Consider the following 23679-nt stretch of genomic DNA (forward strand, 5'->3'; position numbering starts at 1 on the left):
CTTGCGGTCCGTACAGTCTGTCTCGCTGGAGGGGCTAATGAACCGTATAGTAATCGCGCTTGGTCTTTTGGCTGCGCTTGCGGCATCAAGCGTCGCGTTCTTTCTACATAGAGAAGCGTTTTTCGCTGAGCTGCCAGCCGCAATAGCGGTGGCTGGAGTTGAAGTGGCTCTGATCGTCGGACTGTTGGAGGCGCTGCGGCAGGCAAGCGAGCGTCGCAAATGGGGGCCGGCGCGAAGCTACATCAAAGCTCGAATGAAAGCGCCAGATGTCAGGCTTGAGCGCCTTGTGCGCATAAGCTTTGGTATCGGTTCGGGCAAGCCGAACATGTTTAAAGCGGGCGGCCTCTACAAACAGTTTGGAGACAAGCTATTCGAGCAAGACGTAAGCATTGGCTCCAGCTACATCACGCCTGCTCTGACGTCTGAACACATAATAGGCCTTATCTGGTTAGAGCGATTTAACCGATCAGCTGAAGAGGTCTTCTCCGCACATAGAGACGAACGGCTTGCCCTAATCTTTGAACATGGTCTCAGCGCGTTCGATGCAGAGTCTGATTGGGGTATGAGCTTCGAACTGGATGCCGAGCTTGGCGACTGGGATGAACGCACTCGATATGACCGTCTGCTTAAATTCAATGAGGATTATCTTGCATCGACATTCAGCCACTACCGGCGTTTGGTTGCAGCGCTCACCAAAGAGCCAGAGTTATCTGCAGCGCTTAAGTCGGTTTCAAGTGCGCGTGTAGGTGTCGATCTTTTGGTGTTCTTCATCGACAATTTTGAACGCGTAGTACGCGCTAGCGCTTCTGATGAGGGCGCGTTTTCCGACAAAAACCTGACATTCGCTGGCTCAATTGATCGCCGCAAGTTTCCTATTTCCGCATCGCAATAGAAAAGGGGCCAGCTATGCGCTCGCCCCTTCGTCTTTCAATTTTGGATATTTATTAGGCGCGCGGCTTTTTGCGCTGCACTCCGGCGCTCACTTGCCCCTTTAGCGCCTCTGCAATCAGGTCGTCCATGTCTCCCTTGCCAATGGCGACGCGCATCGCATTCAACGCTTTTTCGACATCATCAAGTTTGTCGACGAAGATCGCGTTACCATCATCTCCGAAGCGCAATGGTTTAGCGCCATAGCGACATTGAACATACCAGCCGTCGTCTTGCTCAAAGAACCATGCGCGAACTGCGCGGGTGCGTTTGGTTTGAACGCGTTGCCCATCGCTATTAGTTACCCAAACCGTCTTCGTCTTTGAATAAGTCTCTCCGCGTTGCGCCGCAGCGAACACTTTGAGTTGTTCATCGAGCTTGGAAAGAAGTTTTGCACGTCGCTGCTGGACAGGGTCTCTATGAGCAGAGCGATTAACTGTTTTGATGGTGAAGTTGGACAGTTGTTGCATCACGTGTCTCCTTTGGTGAACACGTTTGCTTAACTTCAGATGTGGCGATGGAAAACCTGATTTAACGCTGCAAGAATTTGTGAGAGGGCGTCAAAATGTCAGATAATAATCATTTAGTGACAGGGAATTCGCCCCGTTCGACGCCTGCAATCACCTTATTAGCTCTCGTAATCAGTCTGTGGGCATGCTGAGCTAGATAGGCTTTTTTGTCGGCCGCGTGCGAGCGACTTCCGCTCTTCGCCTCATCTCCCTCTAGCTTCACCTCCTTGCTGACGCCAGCGAGGTGCGCGATTTCCCATAACGCCTTTTGGGGATGGTTGCTTCGCACTTCCAGCACCTTCAGCGCCGTATCCAAACCATGCATTCGCTCGTGTAACGGGCGGTATCGAACGTCAGCTTTCTGCAAGCGTTCGCCGCGCTTACGCGGAATCTCTTTGCTGAGGATAGTGTCTAGCTGACGTTGGATTTCGCGCTTGCGTATGCCTTTGGGTATGGCGATGAGCAGTGAGCCCTCAGAGTTGAACGAGGCTGCATTTCTAACCAACGTGACGTTCTCTTGCACTGGGTAGCCAAAGAGATATGCACCTCTATTGGTGCCCATGTCCGCGTTGGTTTCGTTCCACCAAGCTTGAAAACCTCGTTTGGTGTCATCGAACGCGAAGATATCGCCGAAGTCCGCATAAACTGAACGAAGCGGCTTTGAGCCGTAATCGCCGCTCCGCTCACAAGCCATTTGAAATTTTTCTGAGCGGCGCAGGAAATGCCACCAGTAGTAATAGATGCTGCGATCCCACTGCACGCCGCCACGCTTTGCATCGATCTGCGTACCGTCTGGCCGCACATCGTGTGCGAAGCGTCGCATGTCAAAAATGGGTCTGCTGGCAGGGAAGCGATAGAGCACCTTTGGTTTTCCGGCTTGCAACTCACTCTCCGTCCCGCGCTGGCTTCTTAACAGCTGCACAAACGCCGTGTGCGCGCAAAAGCTGATTTAGTTAGGCACGAGTAGCGGGCGTAACGCGAGAGGCGCTGTGCGCGTTCTCAGACGCGCGCGTTGGAACTCGCTTGTAACCTAGCAAATGCTCGTTCTTTGTGAGCCAGGCATGCTCGCGCTCATAATCCCCAAAAACGCTCTTTATGACGCGCCAAAACTGCGGGCTGTGATTGCGTTCAACGAGGTGCGCGAGTTCGTGTGCGATCACGTAATGCACCACGCGCTTAGGGCCGAAGATCAAATGCCAGTCAACGCTGACTGAACCTCTGGCGCCGCAGCTCCCCCAGCATGTGCTTAGCTCGCTTACACGTAGCGCAGTGACTTCAACGCCTAATGCCCGCGCATAGCGATTGGAAGCTTGACGCGCTTCAATCCGTAATCTTTCGCGTAGCCAGCTTTTGAGTGCCCCTTCGACGACATCGTCATGTTCTTGCGCGGTCGGCTGGGCTTGGTGGCGAACAGTAAAGCCGTTGTTCTGGTATGTAACTTCTGGCGTATTCACGTCAGCCGCTTCAGTACGCAGCGCGGCAAGGCGGCCCCAAAAAGGAACCTTCGCACCTGTTCTAAATCTCGCAATCTTGTGGGTCTGTGCGTATTTTTCTGCGAGCTCGTAGTGGTTCTCAACGATCCAGCGGCGTTTCCTGTATAGCGCAGCATCAATGTCGTTGCTGGACACATTCGCTGGCGCGGTGACGCGCATGGCGTCCATCGTCATTTCGATATGCACGCGGCTTGCCCGTTCGCTGCGGCGAAGCGCGTAGGGGACTCGCAGATTACCTATGACGAACTCAGTCATGTGAACCGCGTGCATAACGTTTGATGGCGACCTCTTCGATTTCGACAGGAAGCTCTTTGAGCTGCTTGAAGCCAAGTTCATGCGCGCGTAGCCGGACATGCTGGCGAAGCATTTTCCTCAAAGCGTCTTTGGTGTGCCAGAGCTTGGGGGCGTGCTCATCGCTGGTGTAGAGCGCCTCAACATCAACAGCGAGCTGCTTGCACGCGCTGTCCTCAGCGTCTTCCGCTACAGCTTCGATAACGCGCAAAACGGCATGTGCGCTCTCGCTAAGGCCCGTGCCCTCATAGGCCTTAGCCTCTGCGTCCAGCTCTTTGGCGTAGGCTTCGACGGCTTTGAGCTTCTCACTCCAGCTCATCGCTGTGTCATCGAGCTTTCCGATCAGCTCGCGCAGCTTCTCAGAGAACCTTGCATACTGATGATGGTTCTCACCGATGCGCGCTTCTGTAATCTTGCGCAGCTCTGTGGTCTTGCGAATGGCGGCTTCTTTTAAGTCGCTTTCGGACTTCTCGCCGGTTTCAAAGTCGTCCCAAAACTCATCATCGACCACGCTGCGCAGCTTGATGATGTTGCGAAGGCCGCTGACGTCGATGTGCTCTTCCAGCATCTCGCGTATCTTCGCGCTGAAGTCGCTGTGTTCGAGCGCTTCCTTCTTTTCAAACTGTTGCTTCCCATAGCGCAGGAAGTTGCCGAACCATTTGAGATCGTCGGTGGCGTTGAGCACGGACGGGTCAGGCGCTAGTGCCTCGTACAAGGTGATGAAGTCGCGCACCTTGCGCTGAAAGATGATCCACTCGTCCTCTGTACCGATAGCGCTGACCAGCGCGTCATACTCGGCTTTGAGGTCTTTGCCGGTGCGTTTGATGTCCTTCACATAGACCAGCACGGCGCGATGGGCGGCTTTGAGTTCGCTGCGTAGCGCATCCAAGTCGCGCATAGCGTTTTCGACGTCTTCTCTGCGGTAGCTTTCCAGCGCCTCATCCAGCTTCTGGCTGACGCCGATATAATCGACGATAAGGCCGTTCTTCTTCTTTGCGTCCGCTACCCGGTTAGTGCGCGCGATCGCTTGCAGAAGCGTGTGCTCGCGCAGCGGCTTATCCAAGTACATGACTGCTTCGGCGGGCGCATCGAACCCGGTGAGAAGCTTGTCGCAGACGATGAGGATTTGCGGGTCAGCGCCGCGCACATTGAAGTCACGTTTGATGTCCCGCTCAGCGTCCCTGTCCGCGTACCAGCGGCAGAGGTCCTTGCGGATGCCCGCTATGTACTTATCCTCGCTGGGCTTGTCGTCTTCCTGCGATTTGGAGAACACGCAGGCGCTCATCGCAGTTGCTCTTGCGGCGGCCTCATCAGCAGCCATGCCGCCTTTCTCAAGCTCTTTTGCGATCAGTGCGTCCAGCGCTCTTTTATAGAGAACGATGGCTTCTCTGTCGTAAGCGACCAGCTGGGCTTTGAACCCATCGGGCTTGGCGTAGCTTTTGAAGTGGTGCCAGACATTGAAAGCAATAAGCTCGATGCGCTTGGGGTGTTTGACCAGATCCCCAATTTTCACGCCGCGCTTTTTGATGTCGGCGAGCTTCTCATCATCGTATTCAGCGAACCAGGTGTCGAACAGAGTGTCGATCTTCGCTTCGTCGATCTGCCAGTCCGTCTTCCAGCTGGTGTAGTAGATCGGCACCGTCGCACCGTCGCGCACTGCGTCGTCGATGCCGTACTTGTCCAAATAGCCTTCACCTTCGACGCCGAAGTTGGCGTAGGTGTCCTTGTCGTTCTTCTTCACAGGCGTGCCGGTGAAGCCAAAGAAGGTGGCGTCGGGCAGGGTGGCGCGCAGGCTCGCGCCCAAGTTCTTTTCCTGTGTGCGGTGGCATTCATCCACCATCACAATCCAGCGCTCGCTGTTGGGAATGGGCTTGGTCGAGCCTTCGAACTTGAAGATGGTGCTTAGCAGCGTCTGGCCATCAACGCCGCTTCCCATTTTGTCACGTAGATCTCTTATGGACGCGATGCTGACAGGATTAGGCAGACCGGTAGCTATGAAGGTGCGCGATATCTGTTCGTCCAAGTCGATGCGGTCGGTAAGCACCAGAAGATTGGGATTGGCGAGTTTGGGTGAACTGACCGTTCTGTGGTGCTTTAGCTTGAGCGCAGCAAACACCATCGTCAGCGATTTACCGCTGCCCTGCGTATGCCAGATCAGCCCGCGCTTGTGCTTCCCCTCAACAACACGATCCACCATCTTGTTGACGGCACGAAACTGCTGGTAGCGGCATATCTTTTTGATGACTCTGCCAGTTTCGGGTTCGCGTTCGAAAACGATGAAATGCGCAAGCAAGTCTAGCAGGCGGCTGGGTTCGAGCAGGCACCACAGACCTTTGTGCAGCTCGTTACTGAAGTCGTCAGCACGCGGATATGGATCACGCCAATAGCCATAGAACTTGGAGGGGGCGCCCGTCGCGCCATAGAGCACGGTCGTCCCGTCAGTGACGATGTTGAAGGCGTTGGTAGCGAACAGGCGCGGAATATCGCGCTCATATTGCTTGATCTGTTCGAACGCCTCGCCGGTCTTGTCCTTGTGGCTCAGCGGGCTTTTCGCCTCAATCACCACCAGTGGCATGCCGTTCACATAAACAACGATGTCCGGTATGCGGCTCTTCTCAGCCTGCACGTACAGCTGATGGGTGACGGTGAACTGATTGCTCGCCGGGTTCTCAAAGTCGATGAGTTTGAGCGTGCGATGCGTGGTTTGGCCTTCAACCTGTCGGCTGAAGTCGCCGCGCATGAGCTTGAGCCATTCCTCATTGCCTTCTTCGCGCGCAAGCTCTGCGGCGGCAGCTTCCGCATCGGCGCGCGACACTCCGTTCAGGCGTTCGATAGCGTCGATGAGATGAGGGCGGAACAGCACTTGGTTCAGTGAGGTTCGCAAATCCTCATGTTTTTCCGGCGCGATGAACGCATAGCCGAGCGTAGTGAGGTATTCGAGCGTTGGCTTCTCAGCCAGCTTCCACTCGCTGCCGCGCCCCCTCATCATACCGTCCTCACGCGTCCAGTGAGCAGGTCATCCATCAAGCCTTGTTTGAGGCGCTTTTGTTGTTCGACGTGCTTTCGCTCGGCTTCGATTTGGTCGTCGATGCTGGTGAGTATGGTGGCGATACGTTTCTGCTCAGGCAGTGACGGTATTACAATCTGCTGGGCGTGGACATCGTTGCGGTTCAGCGTGGGCACGCCTGTCCCCGTCCCAAAGCGCCCTAATCTGAACCAACATAAAAAGTAATAGATGTATCGAATATTGTTCCCATGCGTTTTCTGAGAATAGAGCGTCGTATTTAATGGGTGGCACTCAGTCTCATATAGCGCAACCTTCCCAATCGTACCGCTTCGTCCGGTAACCACAACAGGACCTTCGACGGCAGGCGAATTGTGCGTTCCAACAGGGCCATTGGACGCGACTACAGGCACGCTTCCTTCAATGCGCTGAGAGACTGGCAGATCATAGCCGCGCTTTAGGCGAACTAGCTTTTCAAATACGTCTTGTCTCCACCCCGTAGGCACCTCGCCGCGCTCAATCGCCGCGCTACCCAAGCCGCCTGTGAGCAGCTCTTCCATCAGGCCTTTTTTGACGCGCTCGGTCTGTTCAATCACGCGCTCGCCAGCGCGGATGCTGTCGTCAACGGCGGTGAGGATTTCAGCGATGCGTTTTTGTTCTGATAGTGGGGGGACAGGGATCGTTAGCTGCTCCATCCCCTTTTTTGTGAGGTGAAGCATTGCCATGCCGTTGGCGCCTGACTTCCATTGTTCCGTCAGGTGGCTCAGAATGAAGAAATGAAAAGTTCTATCTAGTTTGTTATGCGCCTGTTCGACCTTCCAAATGTGGTAGTGGTAGATGGCCCTGTCGCCGTCCCAAATGTGGGGGCCGAAGGTGGCGCTCCACATATATAGGAGATCGCCTTTGACGCAGTACTGGTGCTCTGGCAGCTTCAGTTTCGAATAATAGAATTTATTACCGCTGCCTGTGAGGTTTTGAAGCCTTATTACAGGGGTACCTGTGTCTTCCCATTCCTTCAGTTTGTACGCGCGACCATTGTAGAACTTTGCGACTGCTTGTTGAGGTAATTGCTCCCAGCCGCTAGGTAGATTAGCGAACATACCCAAGCTCCTTCAGGTATGCTATTACCTTTGCCTCAGCTGCATCACGCTCACTAATCAGCGTGGCCAGAGCTTCAGCTTCAGTCGCAACGTCAATCTCTTCAGCGGCCTCACCCAAGTTCACGTAGCGCGTAATGTTGAGGTTGAAATCGTTGGCGGCGACGTCCTCCGTGCGCACCACCTTCGCCAGTCGCTCTGCGTCCTCGTAAGCGAGGAACGCGCCAGCCAGCGTGTCGATATGTACGTCGCGCAAGTAGTTCTGTGCGCGACCTTCTTCGAACTGTTCAGCGCCATTGATGATGATGAGTGAGCCTTTGCGTTCCGCTCGCTTGTTCTTGCTCATAAAAAGCAGAGCTGCGGGGATCCCTGCGCCATAGAACAGGTTCGGCGCAACGCCGATCACGCCTTCGACGAGGTCGTTTTCGATAAACGCCTTGCGGATCGCACCTTCAGCGCCAGCGCGGAACAGCACACCATGCGGCACAACAACAGCAAGGCGCCCGCGTTCATTCAGGCTTGCCAGCATGTGCTGCACAAAGGCCAGATCGCCATAGCCTTTAGGCGGTAGGCCATAGCTGTCGCGTCCATAGGGATCGCCATTGCTCCACACACTGTGGCCCCACTCTTTGAGTGAGAAGGGCGGATTGGCGATGACGCGATCAAAGCTGCGCAGCGCGCGCGCACCAGAGCCGGCGGTGTGCAGCGGTTCGCGCAGCGTATCGCCCCTACGTACGTCGGCATCATCGATATCGTGCAGGAACAGGTTCATCTGGCAGATGGCCCATGTGTTGAGATTGCGCTCCTGTCCGAACAGGCTCAGCGAGCGTGCATTCTTGCCCGCACTCTCAACAGCCTTGTTTGCCTCCAGCAGCATGCCGCCGCTGCCGCATGTGGGGTCATAGACGCTCATGCCTTCGTCGATTTCCAAGCAGCGCACCATCAGGCGAACGACTTCTTTGGGCGTGTAGAATTCGCCGCCTTTCTTGCCGCCATCGTCTGCGAATTGCTTGATGAGGTATTCGTAGGCATTGCCCAACATGTCGGCATCGACATTGCTGTTGCGCATGTCGTAACGCTCGAAATGCTGAAGCAGGCGTTCGAGCGTTTCGTCGGTGAAGCGTTCCTTGTTGTTGAAGTCCACGCTTTGGAAGATGCCGCGCAGCTTCATGTTGGCGTCTTCAACAGCTTGGAACGCTGCGTTGAGGTGCTCGCCAATGTTGGTGGTGTGCCTGCGCACGTCTTCCCAGCGATGGCCCTCAGGTATGTCGAAGCGGTGTTGTTCTGCGTCGGCAGCCAGCTCTTCGTCGCCAAACTTGGCGAGAGACTGCTCGTATTCTTCCAGCCATACATCGCTGAGGCGCTTATAGAACAACAGCCCGAAGATGTAGCTTTTGTACTCGCCGCTATCGATGCTGCCGCGCAGGATATTCGCTGCGCCCCATAGGTGCTGTTCAAGCTCGCTTAGCGAAACCGCCATGCATTTCCCCAATACGCGTGAGCGTCACGTTCTGATTTGGCTGGCATCATATCGTGCACGCTTCACGCGAAAAGCACCAAGTCGCTGCTCTTTCACAAAAATCCCAGCTGAACGCTGCTCGCTAGATAAATAGCCGAGCGAAAATGTGAGGATTTACCAAAGATGGAGAGGATTCGAAGAGAGCTGGCGAAAGCCAATTTGAACTGGATGAGGGAGCACGGCTGGACGGTGTTTGGCACGCTGAAATTCACTGACGGCGAAACGGTCGGCGCGAACAGAGCTGACGAGTTTGTTAGGACGTTTTGGCAGCGCTTGGACGCTAGATACTATGGCAACCTGACGCGTCGACAGGGCGTTCGAACGGAGCGTGCTGTATTCCTGCAGTTTGGTAAATTCGCCCGTAGCCAGAACCGCCACTATCATTTCCTCGCCAATCCGCCCTTGCCTGTAGAATTTTGCGGGATTGCTGAACGCGAATGGGCAGGGCTGGATCGGTGGTGCTACGGCAGAGACAGTGAAATCAGCCTTATGCGCTGTAGCGAGGCAGGCGGGGTCTATGCGGCCAGCGAAACCTTCTTCGACGGGCTACGCGAGGGCTCAGAAAGCTTCCAGCCGCACCTTTCTCATTTCGCACATGAACACAGTCACGTGGACAGGACGAAGATCAGCAGCGTCGTCCAACGTCGGCTTTTCCAGCGCGCTGCATAGAGCGGGCGTGCGCCCGCATTTGGCGGAGGCAGTACCATGTACGCCAAAACAAGTGATGAGGCAGGCAGTTTGAGAGAAGCGCACAGCGTCAGCGAGCAAGCTGACACTAATCTTCAGTGCAACCTAATTTCAGCGCTTCACTCAAACACAATCGTTCTCACTTGATCAAAAGGACACGTGAAAGGAATGGGTGACACTGCACAAGCAACTTGGAGAAACGCTAGGCATGAGAGCGTGAGGGAAAGTTAGCTATCATACAGTTCATAACATTCTATGATAAGTAATTGAAATAGAACGCGCTATACAAGCACGTTAAATTGGTAGGAAGAGATAATGTTTGGATTTATATTTAATTGCATCGAAACAACACATTCTGAGCCGAAGGCGAAGCAGATGGCAAAACAAGCAAAGGTGTTAGGCGAAGCGGAGTTTAAGCGCGTGCTGGCGGCAGCTGGCGCGACGCGGTTAAGGAGCAGAAACAAGCTATTGGTGCAGATGAGCCATTGGGCTGGAGCGCGAGCCTGCGAGTTAGCTGGCTTGCGTGTTGGTGATGTGCAAGAGGCAGATGGCTCAATAGTGGATGTGGTGACGCTGCTGGGCTGGCAAACCAAAGGCGCTAACCGCGCCCGCATGTTCCTCAGCCAGCGCCTGCGTAAAGCCATTGGGGAATACTTGGCTGCACGCCCTGTGCTCGCAGCTAAGCCAAACCACCCCTTGTTCTTCTCGCAAAAAGGCGAGGGGCTAACCACACAAGCCATCATTAACTTGTTTGCGAAGTTGTATGCAGACGCGGGTATCAAAGGCGCCAGCTCACATAGCGGCAGGCGCACATTCATTACCAACATGGCAGAGCGCGGCGTAAATCCGCGCATCATACAAGTGCTAGCGCGACATAGCTGCCTAAGCACGACGATGCGCTACATGGACGTGAATGACGTCAAGCTGCGTAATGCGGTGGAGCTGGCTTGATCGGCGCTGGGGCGTCACTCGGCGGCTATCAAGCCAAGTGCATAGTCCATATTCGCGTCAGCTAGCTCATCCTCGCTGACACCTGACAACAGCACTTTGAGAGTGTCGTTGTTGATTGCCCAACCATTCGCTCGAAGCAGCTTGTGAATACGCTCAGCGCGCTTGCTTATGAAGCTGTCGCGCATGGCCGACCCGTGCGAGCTGAATGCGGCTTGGAGCCAAGCAAGCTCAGGTATGGGGTGAAGCGCGTTGATGTGAGAGATCGCGTACTCGACTGCCGCTGCCGTTTGATCGCGCTCTGCGTCGTTCATTTCATCGACCGAGCATACTAATTCAAAAACTATTTCATCGTTGGCGAGGCGGGTTCGCTTGATCTTATCGGCGCGCCCATTGTGCTGGCGAAATTGGCCGAGCTTGCCGGCAATCCGTTGGGCGATGCCGCGTGGTGGCTTGATGCCCTCCAAAAATACCACAGCGATAGCGGTTTTGCGCTCCTCAAGCTGATAGAGCGGGTGGCTGATAATGATGTGTTTCATCTGAAGTCTCCTTGTTTTAGCGCCAGCCCGTTGCTGACAAGGAGATAGTCGCATCAAATGCGGATGTTCGCTTTTCTCGCGCGAAAATTCGCATTTCGAAAGAAAACACTCAGAGGTTAACAAAAACGCCCTGCGGCTCTCGCAGGGCGTTTTGGATCGATGTCACCGTCTGCGCTTTGCCCAAGCTAGCAGTGCGTTGAGGCGCTCTTGCTGAGCCTTGTTCTCTTTCTCAGCCAGCTCATCCGTATCTTTTCCGTTGGACTCCGCATTCGGGTTTGGAAACAAATCCCATCTCAAAATGGTGTCGCTTTCATCGGTGCCGTCATACTCAGTGACGCTGGGCACCACGCTGTCGCCGATGAAGTTGAAGATGGCGGAGGCTGGGTAAGGGTAAGTGTCTTCGAACTCGCTTACGGCTTCGCCAAGTTGCTCATTGAGCCGCTCGATCCGCCGTTCCAGCCCTTGCGTTCTCTTGCAACTACGAACGCGCCCCTGCGTCATTCGTAGTTGCTGGAGGAGGCGCAGTATGCGGAGATAGATCGGGCACTTTTTATCGAGCCCATGCGCCTCCGCGCATAGCTGATAAAGCTCAGACGGTACTACTACTTTTTTGCTGCGGCCTTGTTGCGCGCTTGCTCGCGCCGCTTAGCAAACGCCTCCCAGTCCGCTTCCGAACGAGCCTCAGCTTTAGCGCGGATAGCGAGGATAGCGTGGCGAACAGAATCCACAGTATTGGGCACGCGAATGGCCTGCATGTTCTGGTAAAGCAAGCGATTGGCGACATACACGCGAACAAGACGCTGGTTGTTTACCGGCTTGGTGCCCCACCAGTATTTCCCGCTATTGCCTTTGCTGGCATAATTGAGCTGCGCGGCATCGGTTTTCTGTGCAAGCAGAGCAATCTGTTTATCGGCTGCTGCAAGCACTTTGGTTTTGAACGTGGTGGGCACAGTAGTGCGCTGCACGTCGACAAGTTGAAAGCCGTCGGCAGCAAGTTCGTCAAAGATCGTTTCGATGCGGTTCATTGGAATCTCCCTTTTCTAAACCGTTCGTCAGCAACCGCGCTGACTATGAAACTATCTCATCAAACCCCATTGTTCGCTTTTCGCGCCGTCAATTGTGCATTTCGAATGATAACAAATCCGGCGACTTGTTTTACGTATCTCGTCGCGTCGCTATCTGAGTGGCTGGCAGAGTGCGCAAGAGGCACACAGAGCGCTGTAAGACGCTGCCGTGCTCCCGCTAACCGCCCAGTCGGGTCGCCAGTTCTTTTGGCGTGGCGTGCTTGCCGTAATACTGCTCGATGATTTGCACGCTGGTGCCCATGTTGCGCGCCACGTCGAACACGCCGACTTTGCCATTGCGCAGCATCTGAACGGCGTAGAAGTGGCGCAGACTATACAGCGTGAACGGCTCACCATCCGTACTGTGTGTCAGTCCCTCGCGTTTGAGCACCTTTTTGAACTGGTCGATCAGTGTGATGACCTTGTTCCCGTCCGGCATGCGAAACAGCCAGTCGTCATGCTCTGCGCTCTTGCGGTTAACATGCTTTCGCTCGGAGGCCGCTTCGGCCTCCCAAACAGGCTTCCAGCGCTCGTTGCGCTGTAGGGTGCGCTCGACCCATCGCGCTGCTGCAGCGCGCAAAATTACGATCCGCTTGCCAGTCTTGCCGTCTACATCAAACGCGTAGTTTTTGCGGTCCATATCGTCAGTGAAGGTGCTGATATCGCTTTCACGCAGGTTATTGGCTTCGCCTACCCGCATGCCTGTGTTGGCGAGGAACAGCACATAGTCCCTTAGTAGTTCGCGTGTGTAGCGCCGCTTAGGGTCTTTCTCTTCGTGCATCCAGCGCCGCATTGCGCTGATGAGGCGGCGATACTCGACGAGGTTGAACGCTGGCCGAGTCACTGTGCGCGATGCCTTGTGCCTAAATGTAGGCAGGGGCTTTGCGCCTCTGTAGCCTCGCTCATGTGCGAATTTTAGAAGCGTGAGCGCGAAGGTAGTTTCCCACTCCAGTGTCTTGTCAGCAGGATTGGGCTTGGCGTTGAGTGGGATCTCATCTGCAGGCATGCGATGGTAGTACTCTCTGCGCCAGGGCACATAATCAGCCAATACGGCGTTATCGATCCTATCAACGGCCAGCTTGCCTGCGTATTCACGCCAGAACTTGCTCACACGTTTTATCTGGCGAAGCATGTGTGCGCTGGTGTGCTGTCCCCGTTGGCTTTTGCCGCGCTTGTAGCCGCCTCTGTCGTGCTGTGTCTGGCGAAGCTTAATGTACTCGTCGATAACGTCGTCGAGCCGTTTGGTTTGGAGCGGAAGGTTCTGTTCTTTGCGGAACTCAAGCTCGAAAAATAAGCGGATTGCCGCCTTGCGTGCTTGAGTAACGTCTCTCGTCTTCAGGCTCTTATAGATATATCGGCGGTCGCCCTTATAGATGCGTGCTTGAAAGATGCCATTGCGTTGAAACAAATGCACCTTTCCGCCTTCGAGTTTTTCCTCATAGCTCTCGTCATCATTGCCTGACATATGCCGTACAACCGCGCCAAATCACCGTTTTGCATAACATATGCAGAACGAAATGTTAGCACAAGAAAAGCACTAAGCACTTGAAAATTAAGCGCTTCCAATTGCGCCGTGGCAATGCTTGTATTTCTTGCCCGATCCGCACGGACAGGCGGCGTTGCGCGGCACACGGCCCCAGGTGCTGGGATCGTTGGGGTCAACGTTCTGGGCGGCGACGCGCGTGGCGGTCGGCGAGGGCGTGGACTGGGCGGGACGCTGGCCGCTGTCATCCATCTCATTCCGGCCCGTTTGCGGGTCGATATGTTGCGCCTGGATATTCTTGGGCGGCTGAGGCGCTTCGGGCGCAGGCGAGCTTTGCGCCATGCGCAAATGGAACAGGACGCGCGTGGTCTCATAGCGCAGCTCGTCAAGCAGGTGCTCGAACAGCGCAAAAGCTTCGGTTTTGAACTCGTTGAGCGGGTCGCGCTGGGCGTAGCCGCGCAGGCCCACAGCCGAGCGCAGGGCGTCCAGGTTCTGCAGGTGGTCACGCCAGTTCTGGTCGATGGTCTGCAACAGGATCTGCTTTTCGATCCGGCGCATCAGCTCCGGTCCGATATTGGCGGCCTTTTCGGCATAGGTCTCGTCGACCACCTTCATCAGGCGCTCGCGCATTTCTTCGTCCGCGATGCCTTCCTCGGCGGCCCAATCCTTAATCGGGAGCTCGAGATTGAAATGCTTGACCACCTCCTCGTTAAGACCCTGGATATCCCATTGGTCAGCATAGGCGCGTGGCGGGATGTGCTTGGTGACTAGGTCCTCGACGGTCGTCTCACGCATGTCGGTGATGACGTCAGAGACGTCTTTCGCGGTCATGAATTCGATGCGCTGTTCGAAGATCGCTTTGCGCTGATCATTCATCACATCATCGTATTTGAGGATGTTCTTGCGAATGTCGTAATTGCGTTGCTCGACCTTTTTCTGGCTGGTTTCGACGGCTTTGGTCATCCAGGGGTGCTGGATGGCTTCACCCTCTTTCAGGCCCAGCGTGCGCATGATGCCGTCCAGGCGCTCAGGCGCGAAGATGCGCAGCAAATCGTCTTCGACGGACAAGAAGAAGGCGGAGCGGCCCGGATCGCCCTGACGGCCTGACCGGCCGCGCAGCTGGTTGTCGATCCGACGGCTTTCATGGCGCTCGGTGCCGATGACGAACAGACCCCCGGCGTCCAGCGCCTGTTGTTTCTTGTCGGCGACTTCCGCTTCAAACTGCTCACGCTTGGCTTTCAGCGCGGCGTCATCAGGTTCGCGGCCCGCAGCTTTTTCCGCATCCGCCCATTCTTGCAGATTGTAATCCACATTGCCGCCGAGCTGGATGTCGGTGCCGCGGCCGGCCATGTTGGTGGCGATGGTCACGGCCCCCGGAGCGCCCGCCTGGGCGATAATGCCGGCTTCCTGCTCGTGATACCGGGCGTTCAGAACCTGGTGCGCGATCTTTTTCTTCTTGAGGAAGTCAGACAGACGCTCGGATTTCTCGATCGAGACCGTACCCACCAGAACCGGCTGGTTCTTGGCGTGCGCGTCTTCGATGGCCTTGAGGATGGCGTTAAATTTCTCGTCCTCGGTTCGATAGAGCTCGTCTTCCTCATCGATCCGCTGCACCGGGCGATTGGTCGGGATTTCGTTCACGCCCAGCTTGTAGATGTCGTGAAATTCGTCCGCCTCGGTGGCGGCGGTGCCGGTCATGCCGCCAAGCTTTGTGTACAGGCGGAAATAGTTCTGGAAGGTGATCGAGGCCAGAGTCTGGTTTTCAGGCTGGATCTCGACGGTTTCCTTGGCCTCGATGGCCTGGTGCAGCCCGTCCGACAGACGGCGACCTGGCATCATGCGGCCCGTAAACTCATCAATCAGTACAACCTTGCCGTCGCGAACGATGTAGTCCTTGTCGCGCACGAACAGCTTGTGCGCTTTCAGGCCCTGGTTGACGTGGTGCACGACAGAGATGTTCTCGATATCGTAGAGGTCGGCGTCATTATCGAGCAGATCACGTTCTTTCAGGAGCTGTTCGATATGCTCGTTGCCTTCCTCGGTGAAGGTGCACGAGCGGGCCTTTTCGTCGATGGTGAAGTCCTCATCGTCCAGCATCGGGATGATCTGGTCGATGGTCTTGTAAAAGTCGGTGCGGTCTTCGGTCTGCCCCGAGATGATCAGCGGCGTGCGGGCTTCGTCAATGAGGATGGAGTCCACTTCGTCGACGATGGCGAAATGGTGCTCGGCCTTCTCCAGCGGACGACCGCCGAACTGGACCATGTCATTGAGCGCGTACTTCATATTGTCGCGCAGATAGTCAAAGCCGAGCTCGTTATTGGTGCCGTAAGTGATGTCGCAGGCATAGGCCTCGCGGCGCTCCGGATCACTCATGCCGTGAATGATCACGCCCGTGGTCATGCCCAGCTTGGCGAACACCCGGCCCATCCATTCAGAGTCCCGCTGGGCGAGGTAATCGTTCACCGTCACCACATGCACGCCCTTGCCGGGCAGGGCGTTAAGATAAGCAGCGAGGGTGGAGACCAGCGTCTTGCCTTCACCCGTGCGCATTTCGGCGATATTGCCCCGGTGCAGCACAATGCCGCCCATCAGCTGCACATCGTAATGGCGTTGCCCCAGAGCGCGCTTGGCGGCTTCTCGCACGGCGGCGAAGGCCTCTGGCAGCAGCTTGTCCAGGCTTTCGCCCTTCTCATGACGTTCGCGGAACTCGATGGTTTTTTGCGCCAAAGCTGCATCATCGAGCCCTTGAAAGTCTGGCTCCAGCGCATTGATCTGGTCCACCATGGGACGCATGCGCTTGACCTCGCGGTCATTGGAGGAGCCGAAAAGCTTGCGGGCGATGTTGAGCATGACGTATCTGCCTTGACGGGCGAACAATGAATTAAAGACGACGTGAGCGCCCGAAGCGGACGCCTGGGCGCAACTCTCACGTCGTGTAAGGTCAAAGGTCACTTAAGGAGGCCCTGATTGACTGTCAATCAAGCCCGCCGACTGCATGTAGCAGCCGCACTCATCACATTGGCGTTTATTGCGGGCTGTAACCCGCAAGGGATTGAAGAATCACAGCCCTCCAGCGCCCTCTCGTCACAGTCAGGACTGCGCTTCACTGCGGACCGTGAGACGCAGTCCTCACAGATCGCCGCGCGCGTGGGCGGGACGGTCATCACAATCGATGATGTGCGCCGGGAAGCGACCGCTGTGGGATTGATTGAAAATCCGCAGGCCCTGCGCCCATCCGATCAGGAATTCCGCGATACGCTTTCAGACTTGATCGATCAGCGGCTTCTGGCGCTGGAAGCGGTGGCGCGCAACATTCAGGACGAGGACGAAGCCTGGCGTCGTCTCGCCGCTGCTGAAGAGCGAATTCTGGGCAATATCCTGGTGGAGAACGCCATTGCGTCTGCGGTCAGCGACGACGCGGTCCAGCAGGTTTATGAAGAGCAGAGCCGTCTCGCTCCCCGCACCGAAGAGATCCGGGCGCGCCATATCCTGGTGGAGACCCGCGAAGAAGCGGATGAAGTTGCGCGCCTTCTGGCTGAGGGCGGCGATTTCGGACAATTGGCGGCGCAAGTCAGCCGGGATCTCGCCACGCGCTTCAGCGGCGGTGACTTGGGTTACTTCACTCGCTCGGGCATTCTCACCGGCTTCGCCCAGGTGGCGTTTGACACAAGCGAGGGCGAAGTCAGCGCCCCGTTTGAAACCGAATACGGCTGGCATGTCTTGCAGGTGATGGACCGCCGTCTGCAGCCGCGTGAAGGCCTGGACGAGGTGCGGCCCAATATCATCCGTTTCCTGACTTTGCAGGGCATTGATGATCTTCTGGAGGTGCTGCGCGAGCGGTATCCCGTGACCCGGGTCGCCGGTCAGGCGCCCAGCGCGCTTCGTACGACGGAGCCTGCTGCGGTCCCGCCAGCCGACATTGATACGCCAGAAGAGGCGCCGGGCGAGGATGCGCCCTAGGCCTTAATGGCGCATACACCCTGTCTCCCAACTCCGCTTTAACCCAAACGGTCTACTGATATGACTTCTAATCTGTTGCTCGTCGTGGCGTGCGCGCTTGTGGACCCGGATGGACGTGTCCTGCTGGCTCAACGACCGACCGGCAAACAGCATGCAGGCCTGTGGGAATTCCCGGGCGGCAAGGTTGAACCAGGTGAAACGCCTGAACAGGCCCTTGTGCGCGAATTGCGCGAGGAGCTGGGGATCGAGCCATGCGAGCAATGTCTGCAGCCTTTCGCCTTTGCCTCCGAACCGCTCGACGGCGCGGGCCATCTTCTGATGCCGCTCTTCGTCTGCCGGCGATGGGACGGGTTCATCGCCCCCAGCGAGGGGCAGAAGATCGTCTGGATCCGGCCCGATCAGTTTCGCGAGTATCCCATGCCGCCCGCCGACAAACCGCTGGCGGCGGAATTGCGCGACAGGCTGGTCGGTGCGCGCGTCGGCTGATCCGTGATGAGCGTGGCGCGACGGCCATTGAATACGGCTTGATCGTCGGATTATTGGGCGTCGTCGTGATTACCGCAGTTTCGCTCTTGGGGGATCAGCTGTGGCAGCTTTTGCAAATGGTCAGCACGACGATCAGCACGGCCTCGGGCAGTTCGGGCGGAGAGGGGTGACCCTAACCCGCGATGTCGCCGGATTTGTGTTCTTCAACCCCCAGCGCGTCCGCCAATCGGACTTTCGCTGATCCAGGGCGTTTGGGCTTGGGTTGGTCGGGATGCGGCGCCCAGCCGGCGAAATGGATGATCTCGAACGTCGCTGGAACCTTGCCGTCCTCTTCTGCAAAGCGCTCTGAATAGATCTGGGCGGTTTTCACAAAAAAGCTTTTGGTGGCGGGGGTTCGGGGCCGCTCAATCAAGGCGTTAGTCTCGCCCCAGGCGCGCAGGTCGCGCATCAGAACAAATGAGTTGCCATAGCGCGTCTTCACCCGGTCCACGTCCGATACGGGCAGGGCGAATCCGGACCGACCCAGCAAGCCCGCCATATCCACCGTATCGGCGAAGGGCGAGACGCGGCGCGGCGCCGGGTCAGCCTCATCAACGCTTTTCAGGCATTGCCTCAATTCGGTCAGCGTTGATCCGCCCAGAATGGCGCCCGCGAAAAACCCGTCTGGCTTTAGCGCATGATTGATCTGGATCAGCGCCCCCACGAGATCATTCGTCCAGTGCAGGCTCAGACAGGCCAGAACCAGATCCACGCTTTCAGGCGCAATAGGCAAGTGTTCCTCATCCAGACAAACCGCGCTGTGATCACTCAGCCCCGCCATGCGCGGTGACAGGTCGGCCTCAATCAGATGATTGATCTTACGCCGCGCTTGAGGGCGGTCTTTCAGCGCGCGCCCGACCACGCCGCCACCGCCTAGAACCAGGCAGGTGTCGAAATCCCGGCTGACGCTTTCCACCCGGTCCAGAAGATCGTCAGCAGCACGTGCGTGCAAAAAGTCGTATGCTGGGAAATCAGAGGCGGCGCGATCCCGGCGACGGGTCAGCAATCGCCGGTCAAACAGGACAGGCGGCCCGTCTTCGGGTTGCGGGGCGGGTTTGGATGAAATCAGCGTTACCGGGGTCATGGGCCAGATATGGACCCAATGCGCTGTCAGGCAAAGCCTTGGGGCTGTGGCGTGTCTGCGCGAATCTGATCTGGCCGCCCTTGTGTCCCATCACCGGCGACCCCGTGGCTGCGCCCGGAGAATTATCCGCCGAGGCCTGGTCGCAGGTGCGCTTTCTGGACGCGCCCTGGTGTGAAAGCTGCGGGCTGCCGTTTGATTATCCCATTGGTAAGGGCGCGTTGTGCGGCGCCTGTGCGGCGCAAGAGCCGTCTTGTCGGCGGATGAGGTCGGCCTTCGTGTATGACGCCGAGAGCCGGCGTCTGGTTTTGATGCTCAAGCATGCCGGGCGGACCGACGGGCTCAAGGTCTTCGGTCGCTGGATGGCGCGGGCCGGACGCGATGCGCTGGAGGGGGCGGACGGGCTGATCCCAATACCTCTGCATGCCAGCCGGTTGCGTCGGCGCCGGTTCAACCAGTCGTTTTTGCTGGCGCGCGCACTGTCTGAGGTCGTCTCACTGCCTGTGGAGCCAAGTCTGGTATTGCGAACACGCGCCACGCCCAGCCAGGGCGGGCTCAGCGGCAAGGCGCGCCAGCGCAATGTGGCGGGCGCGTTCCGGATTCAGAAAAATGCGAAACCATTTATCCAAGGCCGGCGTTTTGTCCTTGTCGACGATGTGCATACGACCGGCGCGACACTGCAGGCGTGTGCAAGGGTTCTTAAACGGGCCGGCGCCGAAGATGTGACCGCGATCACGCTGGCGCGCGTTGTTAAACCCGTGGATCCGCTTACATAACAGGGCGATTGCGGAGACCCCGCTCCCCTGAGACTGATACAAATCAAGGAGGGCCTGACATGGCCGTCACCCTGTATACTCGCCCCATGTGCCCGTATTGCGTGCGCGCCGTTTCGCTTCTCAAAAAGAAAGGCGTTTCGTTTGAAGAGATTGACGCCGGCTTTGATGTGAAGAAGAAAAAAGAAATGGTGGACCGCGCCAACGGCGCCCGCACCTTCCCGCAAATCTTCATCGGGGAGACCCATGTGGGCGGTTGCGACGAGATGATGGCGCTGGAACGCGCGGGCAAACTGGATGATCTGCTACGCACTGAAGGAGCGCTATGAGCGCGATTAAACTCGCACTGATACAGATGCGTTCCGGCACGGATCCGGAGCGCAATCTGGATGACGCCGAAGCAATGATCCGCGAAGCGGCGGGCCATGGCGCGACGTTCATTCTGACGCCAGAGACGACGACACTGGTGCAAAAAGACGCTGAGCGCCTGTTTGAGCAGATCCATACGCCGGAGGTTGAGCCCGCCCTCGTCCGCTTCGCCGATCTTGCGGATTCCTTGGGGGTTGATCTTCTGATCGGCTCCATGGCGCTGAAAGGGGGTGTGAGCTCTGACGAGGGTCGCGAGCGTGCGGTCAATCGCTCGCATCTCTTCGGACCCGATGGCGCGCTGAAAGCCCGCTACGACAAGATCCATATGTTCGATGTGGCGCTGGGCGGCGGCGAGACCTATTCGGAATCCACCAATTACGCACCCGGCGACCGAGCCGTCCTGACTGATGCGGCGGGCGGAAAGCTGGGGCTGACCATTTGCTATGATGTGCGTTTCGCCGCGCTTTACCGTCGGCTCGCTCAGGCGGGCGCCCAGATGATGTCCGTGCCTAGCGCCTTCACCCGCCCGACAGGCCGCGCGCACTGGGAGACCCTGTTAAGGGCGAGAGCGATCGAGACCGGCAGCTTTATTCTGGCGCCGGCCCAGGGCGGCAAGCACGAGGACGGGCGCAAGACCTGGGGACATTCCATGGTGATCGGGCCCTGGGGCGAGGTCATCGCCCATCTCGATCATGATGAACCGGGCGTGCTTCATGCTGAGATCGACCTTGATGAGGTCGCCTCCGCCCGCAGCCGTATTCCCTCCCTCAGCAATGACCGGGAGTTCACCGGGCCATGATCCGATACGCCTTGTCGTGTGCGGAGGGGCATGACTTTGAGGCCTGGTTTCGCAATTCAGACGATTATGATGTCCAGAATGCGCGCGGGCTTGTCGAATGTCCGACCTGCGGCTCGCTCGAGATTTCAAAACAGCTGATGGCGCCGTCAGTGCGCACCTCTCGCAAAACCGAAGCAACCGCCAACAGCGCGCCGGATTTTCAATCCCTTGCGCGTCAGGTGCAGGCGCATATCCGATCCAATTTTGATTATGTGGGCGAGCGCTTCGCCCACGAAGCCCGCGCCATCCACAAGGGCGATGCGCCCGAGCGGCTGATTTATGGCGAGACGACCGCTGAAGAGCGCGAGCAGCTGAGCGAAGAGGGCGTGCCCTGCGCGCCCTTGCCCGAGCCGTTCGCGCCGACGCCGCCCAAGAAGGCGAACTAAGCCGGTTTCTCGGACGCCATCAGATAATTGACGCCTGAATCTGACGAGATGAAGAACATATCCTTCAGCGGGTTATAGCTCACGCCCACCGGTTCAAGCGGCTTGAGCCCTTCGGCCTGGAGCGCTTTACGCACTTCCTGGGGTTTGACGAGCTTGCTGAAGCGATGGGTGCCGCGCGGCAACCAGCCCAGCACATATTCAGCGCCGAAGATGGCGGTGGCGAAGGCGCGCGGCGTGCGATTGATCGTGCCCACAATCATCATGCCGCCCGGCTTCACCATCTTGGCGCAATCGCGCAGGAAGGTGTCGGGATTGGCCACATGCTCGACCACTTCGAGATTGAGTACGACGTCAAATTGTTCTGGCCCGCCCTCTTCAAGAAGTTGCTCGGCGGTGCCATGGCGGTAATCAATGGTCAGGCCGTTTTCCTCGGCATGGACCAGGGCGGTCTTGATGTTGGCTTCTGCGGCGTCCACCGCCGTCACAGATGCGCCCAGCCGCGCGATGGGTTCGGAGACCAGTCCGCCGCCGCAACCGATATCAAGCACTTTGAGGTTCTTGAGCGGTTCTGCGCCGCCGGTGTTGAAATGCCGGCCAAGCAGTTCGCGGATATAGGTCAGGCGCGCCGGGTTGAATTTGTGCAAAGGCGCGAATTTCGACTTCGGATCCCACCATTCGCCGGCGATCCGGGAGAATTTCTCAACTTCCTCCGGGTCGATCGAAGGCGTGGACAACTGGGTCGGGGCTTCGGCCTGGGCCATGATGGGCTCCTTCGCATCCCGGCGGTGAACAGCAGATGCGCATTTGCGCTGGTTTCGCCGGTTTTGTACCTATTGCGCCGCAATATGGTCTCATCTCCCGCGATTATCGAGCCCGTTGCGCCGCAGAGCGCCGTTCTGTCGCTGATTGTCGTGTGTCTGGAGGATGTTAATGGCTACGCTCCGTCTTGTGCTTAAATTTGGCGGCACCTCCATGGCGGACCCTGAGCGCATAGCGCACTCCGCCTCGATCGTCGCGGCCGAGGCGCGGCAGGGCAAACAGGTCGCCGTTGTTGTCTCCGCCATGGCGGGCGAAACCGATCGCCTGCTGGGCGCGGCTGAAGCGCTGGGCGGCGGTCTGGGAGAGGTTGAAACCGATACGGTGCTGGCGGCGGGCGAGCAGGCGAGTGCAGCGCTGATGGCGCTCGCGCTCAAGCGCGAAGGCTTTCATGCCGAAGCCGTAACCGGCTGGAGCTTGCCGATTCTGGTGGAAGGCCCGCCGGGTAGCGCCAAGATCACCGATATTCATGGCGTAACTCTTGATGAGATGATGTCGGCGGGTGTGATCCCGGTGGTCGCCGGCTATCAGGGGCTCAACGCGGATGGGCGTCTGGCGACCCTGGGCCGGGGCGGCACGGATTTGAGCGCCGCAGCGGTTGCGGCGGCTGTGGGCGCCGAGTGCGACATCTATACCGATGTGGATGGAGTGTTCACCACCGATCCCCGCATCGCGCCAGAAGCCGTCCGGGTCGAACGCATCAGCCATGACGCCATGCTGGAGCTGGCGGCCATGGGCGCGAAGGTGCTGCAGACCCGCTCGGTTGAATACGCCAAGGCGAAGGGTGTGACATTACGTGTGAAGTCGAGCTTTTTGCCGGCAGGGGCGAGCGCGGGCACTGAAGTCACGCCCGAGGTGGAGATTGCGGAAAAGCGCATCGTGTCCGGCGTCGCCTATGTCCGTGATCAGGCGCGCTTGTCGCTGCATGGCGGTGAGGGTCCCCAGGCGGCGGAGCTTCTGTTTGCGGCGCTGGGTGAGGCGGATGTGGATGTGGACATGATCGTGCAGGCCCGCGCCCGCTCGGGTGGTTCGGTGGTGGAGTGTTCGGTGGCGGGGCGCGATTTGCCGCGCGCACTGGCGGCGGCGGAAAACGCGGCGCGCCCCAACGGGCTGGAGGTGCGCTCTGAAACCGGTTTGGCCAAGGTGTCGGTCGTCGGCACAGGCTTGCGGGGGCGGGCGGATGTGGCGCGTACGCTGTATGGCGTACTGGCGCGCGAAGGCATTGCCGTGCGGATGACCGCGACGAGCGAGATCAAGATTTCAGCCCTTGTGGATGCAGACCTTCTTGAACACGCCGTGCGTGCGCTGCACAGCGCCTACAGGTTGGGCGCGGCGCCGCCGAAGGCTTGACGAACCGCCCTCAAACATTG

General features: G+C 57.7%; 24 protein-coding genes. 11 read left to right on the forward strand and 13 right to left on the reverse strand.

Annotated features, from left to right (window positions below):
• The first annotated feature begins 37 nt into the window (after window positions 1-37).
• Window positions 38-892 (forward strand): hypothetical protein, encoded by an 855-nt coding sequence (locus tag ACP154_RS08050; RefSeq protein WP_421860082.1) that lies wholly within the window; start codon window positions 38-40, stop codon window positions 890-892.
• Between the two features lie 52 nt (window positions 893-944).
• Here ACP154_RS08050 and ACP154_RS08055 read toward each other — a convergent pair whose 3' ends face one another.
• The 6 genes from ACP154_RS08055 to ACP154_RS08080 form a co-directional block, all read right to left on the reverse strand.
• Window positions 945-1397 carry a hypothetical protein gene (locus tag ACP154_RS08055; RefSeq protein ID WP_421860080.1) on the reverse strand — a complete coding sequence of 151 codons (453 nt, stop codon included), beginning with the start codon at window positions 1395-1397 and terminating at the stop codon, window positions 945-947.
• Window positions 1398-1506: 109 nt separating this feature from the next.
• Window positions 1507-2319, reverse strand: a complete 813-nt coding sequence (locus ACP154_RS08060) for a hypothetical protein (RefSeq protein ID WP_421860077.1) — start codon at window positions 2317-2319, stop codon at window positions 1507-1509.
• Window positions 2320-2389: 70 nt separating this feature from the next.
• Entirely contained in the window at window positions 2390-3184 is a 795-nt protein-coding gene (locus tag ACP154_RS08065) for a M48 family metallopeptidase (protein WP_421860075.1), read from the reverse strand.
• Entirely contained in the window at window positions 3177-6209 is a 3033-nt protein-coding gene (locus tag ACP154_RS08070) for a type I restriction endonuclease subunit R (RefSeq protein WP_421860072.1), read from the reverse strand. Before ACP154_RS08070 ends, ACP154_RS08065 begins: the two co-directional genes overlap by 8 nt.
• Window positions 6206-7324 (reverse strand): restriction endonuclease subunit S, encoded by a 1119-nt coding sequence (locus ACP154_RS08075; RefSeq protein ID WP_421860069.1) that lies wholly within the window; start codon window positions 7322-7324, stop codon window positions 6206-6208. Before ACP154_RS08075 ends, ACP154_RS08070 begins: the two co-directional genes overlap by 4 nt.
• A complete protein-coding gene (locus tag ACP154_RS08080) occupies window positions 7314-8801 on the reverse strand; it encodes an N-6 DNA methylase (RefSeq protein ID WP_421860066.1) in 1488 nt (495 codons plus the stop codon). The genes ACP154_RS08075 and ACP154_RS08080 overlap by 11 nt, the downstream gene beginning before the upstream one ends.
• A gap of 162 nt (window positions 8802-8963) precedes the next feature.
• Between ACP154_RS08080 and ACP154_RS08085 the strand changes: the two genes are divergently transcribed.
• Together ACP154_RS08085 and ACP154_RS08090 are read left to right on the forward strand one after the other, a co-directional pair.
• Window positions 8964-9509 carry a hypothetical protein gene (locus ACP154_RS08085; RefSeq protein WP_421860063.1) on the forward strand — a complete coding sequence of 182 codons (546 nt, stop codon included), beginning with the start codon at window positions 8964-8966 and terminating at the stop codon, window positions 9507-9509.
• A gap of 333 nt (window positions 9510-9842) precedes the next feature.
• Window positions 9843-10478, forward strand: a complete 636-nt coding sequence (locus ACP154_RS08090) for a tyrosine-type recombinase/integrase (protein ID WP_421860061.1) — start codon at window positions 9843-9845, stop codon at window positions 10476-10478.
• A gap of 14 nt (window positions 10479-10492) precedes the next feature.
• On the opposite strand, the gene ACP154_RS08095 is transcribed toward ACP154_RS08090, so the two are convergent.
• From ACP154_RS08095 to secA, 5 genes are all read right to left on the reverse strand, one after another.
• On the reverse strand, window positions 10493-11014 hold the full coding sequence (locus ACP154_RS08095) for a hypothetical protein (protein ID WP_421860059.1): 522 nt from the start codon (window positions 11012-11014) through the stop codon (window positions 10493-10495).
• Between the two features lie 162 nt (window positions 11015-11176).
• Window positions 11177-11515 (reverse strand): hypothetical protein, encoded by a 339-nt coding sequence (locus ACP154_RS08100; protein WP_421860056.1) that lies wholly within the window; start codon window positions 11513-11515, stop codon window positions 11177-11179.
• A 101-nt stretch (window positions 11516-11616) separates the two neighbouring features.
• On the reverse strand, window positions 11617-12039 hold the full coding sequence (locus ACP154_RS08105; RefSeq protein WP_421860053.1) for a hypothetical protein: 423 nt from the start codon (window positions 12037-12039) through the stop codon (window positions 11617-11619).
• A 217-nt stretch (window positions 12040-12256) separates the two neighbouring features.
• Complete coding sequence (locus ACP154_RS08110; protein WP_421860051.1) at window positions 12257-13543, reverse strand: tyrosine-type recombinase/integrase; 1287 nt, start codon at window positions 13541-13543, stop codon at window positions 12257-12259.
• An 87-nt stretch (window positions 13544-13630) separates the two neighbouring features.
• Window positions 13631-16411, reverse strand: coding sequence for a preprotein translocase subunit SecA (secA, locus tag ACP154_RS08115; RefSeq protein ID WP_421860049.1), 2781 nt, complete (start codon window positions 16409-16411; stop codon window positions 13631-13633).
• A gap of 117 nt (window positions 16412-16528) precedes the next feature.
• On the opposite strand from secA, the gene ACP154_RS08120 reads away from it, so the two are divergent.
• From ACP154_RS08120 to ACP154_RS08130, 3 genes are read left to right on the forward strand one after another with little or no spacing between them, the layout of a single operon-like run.
• Entirely contained in the window at window positions 16529-17521 is a 993-nt protein-coding gene (locus ACP154_RS08120; RefSeq protein WP_421860046.1) for a peptidylprolyl isomerase, read from the forward strand.
• A 60-nt stretch (window positions 17522-17581) separates the two neighbouring features.
• Window positions 17582-18007 carry a (deoxy)nucleoside triphosphate pyrophosphohydrolase gene (locus tag ACP154_RS08125; protein WP_107712505.1) on the forward strand — a complete coding sequence of 142 codons (426 nt, stop codon included), beginning with the start codon at window positions 17582-17584 and terminating at the stop codon, window positions 18005-18007.
• 53 nt (window positions 18008-18060) lie between these two features.
• Window positions 18061-18177, forward strand: coding sequence for a hypothetical protein (locus ACP154_RS08130; protein WP_424993792.1), 117 nt, complete (start codon window positions 18061-18063; stop codon window positions 18175-18177).
• Window positions 18178-18179: 2 nt separating this feature from the next.
• Here ACP154_RS08130 and ACP154_RS08135 read toward each other — a convergent pair whose 3' ends face one another.
• A complete protein-coding gene (locus ACP154_RS08135) occupies window positions 18180-19130 on the reverse strand; it encodes a methyltransferase domain-containing protein (RefSeq protein ID WP_421860039.1) in 951 nt (316 codons plus the stop codon).
• A gap of 38 nt (window positions 19131-19168) precedes the next feature.
• On the opposite strand from ACP154_RS08135, the gene ACP154_RS08140 reads away from it, so the two are divergent.
• The 4 genes from ACP154_RS08140 to ACP154_RS08155 are packed head-to-tail and all read left to right on the forward strand — an operon-like array spanning window position 19169 to window position 21493.
• A complete protein-coding gene (locus ACP154_RS08140; protein WP_421861376.1) occupies window positions 19169-19903 on the forward strand; it encodes a ComF family protein in 735 nt (244 codons plus the stop codon).
• Window positions 19904-19962: 59 nt separating this feature from the next.
• Window positions 19963-20229, forward strand: coding sequence for a glutaredoxin 3 (gene grxC / locus ACP154_RS08145; protein ID WP_022700293.1), 267 nt, complete (start codon window positions 19963-19965; stop codon window positions 20227-20229).
• Window positions 20226-21068, forward strand: a complete 843-nt coding sequence (locus ACP154_RS08150) for a carbon-nitrogen hydrolase family protein (protein WP_421860037.1) — start codon at window positions 20226-20228, stop codon at window positions 21066-21068. Before grxC ends, ACP154_RS08150 begins: the two co-directional genes overlap by 4 nt.
• A complete protein-coding gene (locus tag ACP154_RS08155; RefSeq protein WP_421860034.1) occupies window positions 21065-21493 on the forward strand; it encodes a DUF1178 family protein in 429 nt (142 codons plus the stop codon). The genes ACP154_RS08150 and ACP154_RS08155 overlap by 4 nt, the downstream gene beginning before the upstream one ends.
• Here ACP154_RS08155 and ubiG read toward each other — a convergent pair.
• On the reverse strand, window positions 21490-22254 hold the full coding sequence (gene ubiG / locus ACP154_RS08160; RefSeq protein ID WP_421860032.1) for a bifunctional 2-polyprenyl-6-hydroxyphenol methylase/3-demethylubiquinol 3-O-methyltransferase UbiG: 765 nt from the start codon (window positions 22252-22254) through the stop codon (window positions 21490-21492). The two genes, ACP154_RS08155 and ubiG, sit on opposite strands and share 4 nt — an antisense overlap.
• A gap of 169 nt (window positions 22255-22423) precedes the next feature.
• Here ubiG and ACP154_RS08165 point away from each other — a divergent pair, with 169 nt between their 5' ends.
• On the forward strand, window positions 22424-23659 hold the full coding sequence (locus ACP154_RS08165) for an aspartate kinase (protein WP_421860030.1): 1236 nt from the start codon (window positions 22424-22426) through the stop codon (window positions 23657-23659).
• Window positions 23660-23679: the final 20 nt, after the last annotated feature.

The organism is Oceanicaulis sp., from assembly GCF_965249665.1.
Classification (GTDB): domain Bacteria; phylum Pseudomonadota; class Alphaproteobacteria; order Caulobacterales; family Maricaulaceae; genus Oceanicaulis.

Bases quoted from the DNA above. Each gene is read 5' to 3' on its own strand.
- ACP154_RS08050 (WP_421860082.1), top strand. From the start codon at position 38: ATGAACCGTATAGTAATCGCGCTTGGTCTTTTGGCTGCGCTTGCGGCA.
- ACP154_RS08055 (WP_421860080.1), bottom strand. From the start codon at position 1,397: ATGCAACAACTGTCCAACTTCACCATCAAAACAGTTAATCGCTCTGCT.
- ACP154_RS08065 (WP_421860075.1), bottom strand. From the start codon at position 3,184: ATGACTGAGTTCGTCATAGGTAATCTGCGAGTCCCCTACGCGCTTCGC.
- ACP154_RS08070 (WP_421860072.1), bottom strand. From the start codon at position 6,209: ATGATGAGGGGGCGCGGCAGCGAGTGGAAGCTGGCTGAGAAGCCAACG.
- ACP154_RS08075 (WP_421860069.1), bottom strand. From the start codon at position 7,324: ATGTTCGCTAATCTACCTAGCGGCTGGGAGCAATTACCTCAACAAGCA.
- ACP154_RS08080 (WP_421860066.1), bottom strand. From the start codon at position 8,801: ATGGCGGTTTCGCTAAGCGAGCTTGAACAGCACCTATGGGGCGCAGCG.
- ACP154_RS08085 (WP_421860063.1), top strand. From the start codon at position 8,964: ATGGAGAGGATTCGAAGAGAGCTGGCGAAAGCCAATTTGAACTGGATG.
- ACP154_RS08090 (WP_421860061.1), top strand. From the start codon at position 9,843: ATGTTTGGATTTATATTTAATTGCATCGAAACAACACATTCTGAGCCG.
- ACP154_RS08095 (WP_421860059.1), bottom strand. From the start codon at position 11,014: ATGAAACACATCATTATCAGCCACCCGCTCTATCAGCTTGAGGAGCGC.
- ACP154_RS08100 (WP_421860056.1), bottom strand. From the start codon at position 11,515: ATGACGCAGGGGCGCGTTCGTAGTTGCAAGAGAACGCAAGGGCTGGAA.
- ACP154_RS08105 (WP_421860053.1), bottom strand. From the start codon at position 12,039: ATGAACCGCATCGAAACGATCTTTGACGAACTTGCTGCCGACGGCTTT.
- ACP154_RS08110 (WP_421860051.1), bottom strand. From the start codon at position 13,543: ATGTCAGGCAATGATGACGAGAGCTATGAGGAAAAACTCGAAGGCGGA.
- secA (WP_421860049.1), bottom strand. From the start codon at position 16,411: ATGCTCAACATCGCCCGCAAGCTTTTCGGCTCCTCCAATGACCGCGAG.
- ACP154_RS08125 (WP_107712505.1), top strand. From the start codon at position 17,582: ATGACTTCTAATCTGTTGCTCGTCGTGGCGTGCGCGCTTGTGGACCCG.
- ACP154_RS08135 (WP_421860039.1), bottom strand. From the start codon at position 19,130: ATGACCCCGGTAACGCTGATTTCATCCAAACCCGCCCCGCAACCCGAA.
- grxC (WP_022700293.1), top strand. From the start codon at position 19,963: ATGGCCGTCACCCTGTATACTCGCCCCATGTGCCCGTATTGCGTGCGC.
- ACP154_RS08150 (WP_421860037.1), top strand. From the start codon at position 20,226: ATGAGCGCGATTAAACTCGCACTGATACAGATGCGTTCCGGCACGGAT.
- ACP154_RS08155 (WP_421860034.1), top strand. From the start codon at position 21,065: ATGATCCGATACGCCTTGTCGTGTGCGGAGGGGCATGACTTTGAGGCC.
- ubiG (WP_421860032.1), bottom strand. From the start codon at position 22,254: ATGGCCCAGGCCGAAGCCCCGACCCAGTTGTCCACGCCTTCGATCGAC.
- ACP154_RS08165 (WP_421860030.1), top strand. From the start codon at position 22,424: ATGGCTACGCTCCGTCTTGTGCTTAAATTTGGCGGCACCTCCATGGCG.